The 9,047-nt window shown below is 64.9% G+C and carries 7 protein-coding genes; 4 read left to right on the top strand and 3 right to left on the bottom strand.

Annotated features, from left to right (window positions below; genetic code table 11):
* Positions 1–335: 335 nt before the first annotated feature.
* Together GD429_RS37500 and GD429_RS37495 are read left to right on the top strand one after the other, a co-directional pair.
* A complete protein-coding gene (locus tag GD429_RS37500) occupies positions 336–1,583 on the top strand; it encodes a D-arabinono-1,4-lactone oxidase (protein WP_152864914.1) in 1,248 nt (415 codons plus the stop codon).
* A gap of 33 nt (positions 1,584–1,616) precedes the next feature.
* On the top strand, positions 1,617–2,396 hold the full coding sequence (locus GD429_RS37495; protein WP_152864912.1) for an SDR family NAD(P)-dependent oxidoreductase: 780 nt from the start codon (positions 1,617–1,619) through the stop codon (positions 2,394–2,396).
* A 112-nt stretch (positions 2,397–2,508) separates the two neighbouring features.
* Here GD429_RS37495 and GD429_RS37490 read toward each other — a convergent pair whose 3' ends face one another.
* Positions 2,509–3,591, bottom strand: a complete 1,083-nt coding sequence (locus GD429_RS37490) for a helix-turn-helix transcriptional regulator (RefSeq protein WP_152864910.1) — start codon at positions 3,589–3,591, stop codon at positions 2,509–2,511.
* 567 nt (positions 3,592–4,158) lie between these two features.
* Here GD429_RS37490 and GD429_RS37485 point away from each other — a divergent pair.
* A complete protein-coding gene (locus tag GD429_RS37485; RefSeq protein ID WP_152864908.1) occupies positions 4,159–4,428 on the top strand; it encodes a DUF4148 domain-containing protein in 270 nt (89 codons plus the stop codon).
* A gap of 242 nt (positions 4,429–4,670) precedes the next feature.
* Here the strand turns inward: GD429_RS37485 and GD429_RS37480 are convergent, their stop codons facing one another.
* Both GD429_RS37480 and GD429_RS37475 read right to left on the bottom strand, forming a co-directional pair.
* Positions 4,671–6,203, bottom strand: a complete 1,533-nt coding sequence (locus GD429_RS37480; protein ID WP_152864906.1) for an amino acid permease — start codon at positions 6,201–6,203, stop codon at positions 4,671–4,673.
* A 489-nt stretch (positions 6,204–6,692) separates the two neighbouring features.
* Positions 6,693–7,703 (bottom strand): GlxA family transcriptional regulator, encoded by a 1,011-nt coding sequence (locus GD429_RS37475; protein WP_152864904.1) that lies wholly within the window; start codon positions 7,701–7,703, stop codon positions 6,693–6,695.
* Positions 7,704–7,791: 88 nt separating this feature from the next.
* Between GD429_RS37475 and GD429_RS37470 the strand changes: the two genes are divergently transcribed.
* On the top strand, positions 7,792–8,907 hold the full coding sequence (locus tag GD429_RS37470) for a DJ-1/PfpI family protein (RefSeq protein ID WP_152864902.1): 1,116 nt from the start codon (positions 7,792–7,794) through the stop codon (positions 8,905–8,907).
* Positions 8,908–9,047 lie beyond the last annotated feature (140 nt).

Genomic DNA, 9,047 nt, shown 5'->3' with positions numbered 1-9,047 from the left:
CAGCGTCAGATGTTTATAAGAGACAGGCCTCGTGGAAACCCTCGCTTGCCGAAATCCGATAGTGAAAAACCTTTCGGCGCCCTACCTTTGGCACGAATGCGACGCGGTGGCCCGGCGCCCGGAGACATCCCCGGCACGCGAACGCGGACCGGCCGGCCGCCGATATGCGTGCGCGGCCGGGCGATTGTGCGGAGATGAAAGAGGCGTACCCCGCGCGCGTCGAATTTCACCGAGCGATTCGGCGGGACGGCGGGGCGGCCAACCGCCAACAGCCAACCGCCGCCCCGCCGAACCATGCCGACAACGCACCGCGGTGCCTTTCTGGAGAGACGTTGATGGAACTTCCCCGTGGCGGATTCTGGAGAAACTGGGTGGGCAATCAGTCGTGCGTGGCCGCGCACCTGGCGTCGCCGACCAGCGAGGCCGAGATCGCGGAACTGGTGCGCACCGCGACGCGCCAGGGCAAGCACGTCCGATGCTCGGGGTCGGGGCACTCGTTCACGCCGGTCGTGGCGACGAGCGGCCTGCTGCTGTCGTTGCAGGACTACCAGGGCATCGTCGATGTCGATGAAGCGCGCAAGCGCGTGACGGTGAAGGCCGGCACCAAGCTCAATGCGGTGACGCGTCACCTGAAGCAGATCGGCCTGTCGCTCGTCAACCAGGGCGACATCGATTCGCAGGCGATTGCCGGTGCGTTCGCCACCGGCACGCACGGCACGGGGACGACGCTGAGCAACCTGTCGTCGCAGGTCGTCGGGATGCGCATCGTGCGTCCCGACGGCTCGATCATGGAAGTGAGCGACCGGAAGGACCTCGACCTGCTCCATGCGACGCAGGTGAATATCGGCATGTTCGGCGTGGTCTCGGAGATGACGCTGCAGGTGACCGATGCGTTCTGGCTGCACGACCGCGTCTGGCGCGAGGATTTCGAAGCGCTGATGGAGCAATACGACGACCTGGCGGCGCAGCATCGGCATTTCGGCTTCTTCTGGTGCCCGACGTCCGAAAGCCGCCACCTGTACTGCCTGCCCGACACCGCGAAGGTGTCGAATTCGAAGAAGGACTACGACGTGTGCGAGATCAAGGTGATGGATGTCACCGCCGAGCGCACGTTCCATGAGGGCGAACACGAGAAGATCGCATACAGCTCCGAGGTGTATGCGATCCACTACGTGCCGAACTTCCACGAGCTCGAGTACGCAGTGCCCGCGCAACACGGAAAGGAAGCGCTGCGCCGCGTCCGCGACCTCATTCTCACGAAGCACCGCGACTGCATTTTCCCGGTCGAATACCGCTTCACGAAGGGCGACCCGGCGTGGATCAGTCCGTTCAACCATCAGGACAGCGTCACGATTTCATGCTCGGGCGGCCCGAACGGCGTCGACTACTGGCCGTTCCTGAAGGACGTCGACGACATCCTGCGCGACTACGATTCGCGTCCGCACTGGGGCAAGCTGCACTTCACGAACCGCGAAGACGTGGACCGCTGGTTTCCCAAGGCGGAAGCATTCCGCGCGCTGCGCCGCAGCGTGGACCCCGAAGGTTACTTCCTCAACGATCATCTTCGGACGCTGTTCAGTTGAGCGCGCCGATCGAACCAGACAGGAGAACGAAGAATGAGTGTCAAGATTGACGGCCGCCTGGCCGGCAAGGTCGCCATCGTGAGCGGGGGCGCCGGCGGATGCGGCGCGGCTGCGTCCGAACTGTTCGCCGCACAGGGCGCGAAGGTTGCGATCGTCGATCGGGACGGCGCCGCCGCCGAAGCGCTCGCATCCCGGCTGCGCGATGCCGGCCTGCAGGCGATCGGCCTCGGCGCCGACGTGTCGAAACAGGCGGAGGTCCGGCAGGCCGTCGATGCGGCGCGGGAGCAGTACGGCAATGCGGACATCCTGTTCAATCATGCCGGGACGCTGATCGTCAAACCGTTCCTCGACATCGAAGAATCGGAATGGGACTGGCTGATGGGCGTGAACGTCAAGAGCATGTTCCTGATGACGAAGGCGGTACTGCCGCAGATGCTCGAGAAGGGGCGGGGCAGCATCGTGTGTACGTCGTCGATTTCCGCGGTCTGCGCGACGCCGGGCGAAGTGCTCTACGACGCGACCAAGGGCGCGTGCCACATGTTCGCGCGGGCTATTGCCGTCGAGTACCGCGACCGCGGGATTCGTTGCAACGCGCTGGCGCCGGGGTTCATCCGCACGCCGCACGGGATGCGCGAACTCAAGGACCTGCAGGCGATGGGCGTCGACGCGACCGAAGCGGCGATCGCGATTCAGCAGGGGCGGCTGTGCGAGCCGTCGGAAGTCGCGGCGGCCGCGCTGTTCCTCGCGTCCGACGAGTCGAGTTTCGTCAACGGCACCCATCTGTTCGTCGACAACTGTTTTTCGGCCGTCTGATTCGATGATGCCGGGCGATATCGGGGCGATATCGGGGCGATATCGGGGCGAGAGAAGGTGCCGTGCCGTCAGGTGGCGACTGCGCTTACACGACGCGACACGACCTGCGACGCTAATCGTGCCGGCCAACGCGAAAGACGCTGCGCAATTCGTCGTGGTTGTGGACGTTGAGCTTGCGATAGATCTTTCGCACATGATCGACGACGGTGCTGTCGCGCAGCGCGAGGGAGCGCGCGATTGCGGTTTGCGAGTGGCCGAGGACGAGTAGCGAACAGAGCTGCCGTTGTCGTTCCGTCAGACCGAACTCGAAGCCGAGCCGCTCGATTTCCAGTTCGTGCGGGAGGAAATGCTCGATGTAGATCACGATTGCCTGTTCGCAGTGCATCGCGCTCGCGTGCGCGAAGCGATACGCGTTGAATCGGAAGCGGCCGGCCGCATTGCGGCGTTCCATCGTGGCGGGTGCCACCGGGAGGCCGCACCAGATGCGATTGACGTTCGTCAGCAGCGGCGCAAGCCAGTTCGGAAAGCAGTCGCGACGATAGAACGCAAGCGGTTCGCCGGATGCGAGCGCCAGCATTCTTATGCTGTCCTCGCTCTGCAGCAAGACCTTCCCGGTGTTGTCGATGACCATGATCGACGACTGGCTGCCTTCCGCTTCGCGCGACGGCGGATGTATCGGGCACGAAAGCGCATGCGCGATATGTCGCGCGAAGGGCGCGATGTCCCGATGATTCTTTTCCGAGAACGGGTGACCGCCGGGTGCGCGGCACAGTTTCAGGCTTCCCCAGCCGCGAGTGCCATCGGTCGCCGTCAGCTCGAGACAATGCCGCATGCCGACCGGCCGCCACAGCTGCGCATACATGGCGCTCTTCAGCAGCGCGGCGTCGTAACGGGCGCTGTTTTCGAATCCGCGGCCGCGGCGCATCGCATCGGAGAACGTGACGCCGAGCACTTCCTGTTTCTCGGTGTTGTGGACTTCGGCAAAGTAGGTGGGCAGGACTTGATAGACGGTGTCGTTTTCGCTGTATACGTCCGACACGGCATAGTGCTCGTCGGTATAGAAGAACATGCCCCAGTCGGCGCCCACGATGCGCCGCGTCGCTTCAACCACATGAGGAATGACGAGGCGTGGTTCGATGCCGAACGAACACAGTCGCCGGATGTGGCCCGCTAGCGCGACATACTTGTCGGACATGGTGCGCCCCTTGAACTACGACGGGCCGGCTCGCGACTGCGTCGAACGAGGGCCGCGTGCACCTTGCGCATACGGTGTCCAGTTTAGGTCGGCATGTCGACGAATTCCACAATTGCCCCCTCGTCAGGGGGCGTTAAACCGGCAGGCCGATCTCTATCATTAATCCATTCCTGCCGGTTGCCCCGCCCGGTGCGCGGTGGCTCGAAGCGCGAGATTTGCCCGATCGCGGGCGCGCGCCGCAGGAACGTTCGATTCGCGTTGCGGCACGACGCGCAGGCAAGAGCATGCGCCAGCTGCCGTGAGGCAATGTTGCGCATTCGCATGCGAATGCGCTGGTCCGGGGGATGTCACAGGAGGACGCGAAGGTCGCTCGATGGAACCTCGAACGTGCGAAGCCGGCCTCTGACTGGAGTGACGCAGCAGAATGCTCGCGATTTGCGACGAGCGGTGCATGCCGTCACGGCCGATGTTGTCGCATCGGCGAGGTGCGTCGAATCGCGCGGACGGCGGACATCGGCTCCGTCCCCGCTGGATGAGTCGCAATGTTTTTTCATATGAGGTGCCACGATGAAGACGATGTACAAGGCGGCACTGGCCGCCGTTTGCATGCTGGGTGCGGCCGGGCTTGCCCGGGCGGACGGCGGAGCCGACACGGGCCCCGGCACGCCCTCGGATGCAGCGATCAGCGCCACCGCAGTGGGTTCCATGCCCAGTGCCGGGTCGCAGGCGGGCGGCCCCGCGGCGATCACGCGCGCTCAGGTGAAGCAGGAACTGATTCGCGCGCAGAAGTCGGGCGAGCTCGATCGGATGAATCAGTTCTACGGCGGCGGGGAATAGGGGCGGCGTGACGAACCGGCGCGGCCGCCCGGACCGTCGGCGGCCGCGTGGTCGGTGCGCTGGTTGCACGCGAGGACTGTTGCGACCGGCAACGCGATCCTCGCGAAGATCACGTGCATGACCGTCAGGCGAGGGTTCGACGGCCCGAAGGGTTGGATTGCCGGATCACGATCGTTCCGCGTCGATGTCGAAAAAAACCGACTCGCGGCATCACACCTGCGAGTCGGCGGTTTCAGCGAACTTCAGACGGACGGATCGACGTCCGCCTCGAGTTCGCGGATGCGCTCGAGATTCCGCGTGTCCTTCAGCACCGGCGGCCCCGCGAAGGTGTTGCGCACTCCGAAGCCGTACCAGATCACCATGAGCGCCGCCACGAAACCGACGAGCACGTAGAGCACCTTTTCATTCGGCGGCTGGATGCCGACATACGCAAGCACACAGGCGCCCACCAGTGCGAGCAACGCACACGGCTTCGACCAGATGCCCAGTTGGAACGGACCTTTTTCGGTCCACGTGCGGCCTTCGGCCAGCATCCCCGAGCCGAGCGGCATCGCATACGAGATGAATAGGAACACGGCGCTTCCGGCACTCAGCACCGAGAACGCATCGCCATACAACGTGACGACGATCGCGAGCACCGCACACGTCCAGATCGCGGGACCGGGCGTCCGGTGCGTGTGATTCACGCTGCGCAGCAGCTTCGACGCCGGCAGCCCGCCGTCGCGTGCGAACGCATACACCATTCGCGACGTCGACATGATCGCGGCGAGCCCGCACACGTAGTTGATGAAGAACATCGCGAGTTCGAGGCAGACGCGCAAGGTCTTCGGAATCGGCGCGAGTATCGCCTCGAAAAAGCCGGTGCCCTGTTTCATGCTGGCGGTCAGGTCGGGCATCACCAGCACGAATGCGCACACCATTACGTAGCCGAAGATCGCGGACCAGAACACCGACCCGATGATGCCGCGCGGCACGTTCTTGGCCGCATCGTGCGTCTCTTCCGACGTATGCGCGGAAGCGTCGAACCCGGTGATGGTGTAGGTCACCAGCAGCAGGCCGGACAGGAACGCGAGCGGCGTGGCCTGCTTCGGCCACGCACCGCCGTCGACACCGGTGAAATTGGTGAAGGTGACCAGCCGATGCGCATCGAACGCGACGGGCGAGTAGTAGAGCAGCGAAACGACCAGCGTGATCGTCACCACGAAAATCAGATAGCCCGACAGGTCGGTGATCCTGCTTGCGATCCTGATGCCGCGTGCGTTCAGGATGGCTTGCGAGATCGTGATGAACGCGATGAACGCCGTTTGATGCCACCAGGTCAGGCTGTCCGGGCTGACGCCGAACATCGGCGCGATCAGCGTCTTGAAGAACGGATCGTAGGTACCGAAGTTGATCGCGGCGATCACGAAGATGAGGCCGATCAGGTTGAGCCACGCCGTCATCCACCCCCATTTCTTCCCGCCGAGGATCGCGCCCCAGTGATAGAGGCCGCCTGCCGTCGGGAACGCGGACGCGATCTGCGACATCGACACGGCGACGATCAGCGCGAACAGCGAACCCAACGGCCAGCCCAGGCCGATCGATGCGCCGCCGGTGGCGGAAAACGCGAGCTGAAATGCGGTAATGCCGCCCGACAGGATGCAGATCACCGAAAACGACACGGCGAAGTTCGAGAAACCGCTCATACGTCTCGACAGTTCCTGCGCATAGCCCATCTTGTGCAGGAGGCTTACGTCACTGTCGGTGCCTGAATCAGGCGCGAGTTTTGCATCCATGTTCGCTCCGTCACGAATGTCCTGCGTGGCAGGACTGTCATCGCCGCCCGGGCCATGGGTTACGGCCCGCTCCTGGATTTCGTCGGCGGCACGCGATGCCGCGGTTGAACGGCATCGCGTTCCGGCCCGATGCGTGAACGGTATGAAACCAAATTTCCAGTCAATATCGGATTTCGGCAATGTAGTGAAAATCCGGATGCGTGCACTGTTTGAGGGCATGCCGGCGGATTATTTTCTCGTCCTGAATGCCGGATGATGCCCGGATGCCCTGCATTTGCCGAAAGGCGATTGCTGCGGATCAAGTGGGCTCCCGGCATGGCGTCAACCTGCACTCGGCCCGGATGCCGGGCGGCGGCGTCGAACCGTCCGTTTCGGTGCGAAGCGGCTGCTTACGATCTGATTCGGCGCGAACATGCAGGTGGCCGCACGCGTCGTCGGAACGCCAGGCATCGTGGCTCGATCGCTACGGACCCCGAAACCGTTGACGGCCTATTCTGTCTGCCGCTTGTCGCGTCGCTGCCCGAAGCGCGCACGATAGTCGCGCGGCGATGTGCCGACCCGTTTGGCGAACGCACGCTGCAACGCGTCCACGCTGCCGAATCCCGAACGTTCCGCTATCCGTTCGAGCGGCCAGTCGGCTCGCTCCAGCAGCACCTTCGCGCGCTCGACCCGTGCTGCCAGCACGTATTGCGCGGGCGAGAGCCCGGTCTCCTTGAAGAAATTGCGCGCAAACGTCCGTTCGCTCATGTGCATGCGGGCGGCCAGCGCGGTTACGCCAAGATCGCCGGTCGGATCGTCGGCGATTTCGGCGAGCAGCGCGCGCATGCGCGGCGTCGCGCTCGCCTGGATGTCGAGCCCGACACTGAACTGCGCTTGTCCGCCGGGGCGGTGCATGAACAGCACGAGTTCGCGTGCGACCGCGAGCGCGGTCGGCGCACCGCAGTCCGCCTCGACGAGCGCAAGACACAGGTCGATGCCGGCTGTCACGCCGGCCGAGGTATGGAACGGCGGGTCGCTTACGTAGATCGCGTCCGGCTCGACCCGTGCTTCAGGACACAGCGCCTGTAGCGTCGAACATTGGTTCCAGTGCGTGGTCGCACGTTTGCCGTCCAGCCATCCGCCGGCGGCGAGCACGAACGCGCCCGTGCAGATGCTCGCGATTCGCCGCGTGCTCGCGATCCGCGTGCGCAGCCACGGCAGCACGCCGGCATCCGACGCTGCGTGTCGCAGCGCCGCTTCGTTGCCGCCGGCGACGATGATCGTGTCGATACGCTCGGGCAGTGCCGCAAGTGCGGTCGGACCGGCGAGGCGCAGGCCTGCGTGCGTGACGATGTCGTCCCCTTCTCGCGATGCGAGCGTGAGCCGGTACGGCACGGCATGGCCGGGAAGGTAACGGTTCGCGACCGCGAACACTTCCATCGGGCCCGTGATGTCGAGTGACTGGACGCCTTCGAAGCCGACGACAACGATGTCGCGTGCCGGACAGGTTGAGTGGGACATGGCAGAAAATGCGGTGGAGTTGTCCTTGTGACCGCGAGCATGATCCTTGTAATTTCCCGGACGTGCAATCGATCGACGCGGGTGGGCGATGCGGGAACGGAAGACAGGCAGGGCGATGCGCCGGACAGCGGTGCTGCTCGTGTGCGGGATGCTTGGCGCGTGGGCGTTGGGGCGGCCGGTGCAGACGATGGCGGAAGATACGCTGCCGGTCGTACGAACACTGGCGACAAGTGCGCCGAAGGAGGGCCGCAGGCGGCCTCTCGTTGCGATCGTCGCGGACAACGCCGGAACGGAGACGACCGATTTCATCGTCCCTTACGCGATTCTGAAGACGTCCGGTGCGGCCGATGTCGTTGCCGTATCGGCCGACGAAGGCGCTGTCGAACTGATGCCCGCGCTGCGCATGCTGGCCGATACCACGTTCGACCGGTTCGACGCCACCGTCCCGTCGGGTGCGGATGTCGTGATCGTGCCCGCGCTGCATCGTGCCGACCGGCCGGCGGTGCTGGCGTGGCTGCGCAGGCAGGCCGCTAACGGCGCGACGATGGTGGCGATCTGCGACGGCGCAGAGGTTCTCGCGAACGCCGGCCTGCTGCGGCATCGCACCGCGACGTCTCACTGGTATTCGCGCGACCGCCTGCGTCGCCGTTTCGCCGATACGACGTGGATCGACGATCGTCGTTATGTGATGGACGGCACCGTAATGACGACGACCGGCGTGTCGGCGTCGATTCCCGCTTCGCTCGCATTGGTGAGTGCGCTGGGCGGGCCGGCAGCGGCCCGCGAGACTGCGCGGAACCTCGGCGCGCAAGCATGGAACGATGTTCACGACGGTAGCCGGTTCGTGTTGACCGCGCGTGCAGTGGCGACCGCGTTGCTGAACCGCGTTGCGTTCTGGCGGCATGAGACGTTCGACCTTCCGGTCGGGAACGGGTTTGACGAACTTTCGGTTGCGTTGACCGCCGACGCCTGGGCGCGGACATGGCGCAGCGATGTTGTCGCGACGGCGGACGCGCGCGTGATCGAGTCGAAGCACGGGCTGCGGTTGCTGACGCAGCCGGCGAATGTCCGGCACGAGCGCATGACGATTCCGGACGATCGGCGTGGTGAAGCGGTGCTTCCCGGCGTCCTCGCAGACATCGCGGCACGCTATGGTCACGCGACGTCAGGCTGGGTCGCGCTGCAACTGGAGTATCCGAGGTAGCTGCCGCAGCGTGCGGTGCCGGGCGCGCGCTGAGCGGGCGGAATTCGTGCAGCGCCCGCCGCAAACAACGCCTCCCACCTGAGGAAGGCCCCGCGCGGAACGATCTCCAGGCCGATGAGCCCGGCCTTCGCGGGCGGGAA

The organism is Burkholderia sp. BE17 (genome assembly GCF_009362305.1).
Classification (GTDB): domain Bacteria; phylum Pseudomonadota; class Gammaproteobacteria; order Burkholderiales; family Burkholderiaceae; genus Burkholderia; species Burkholderia pyrrocinia_C.
This window is presented reverse-complemented; position numbering and strand designations above follow the sequence as displayed.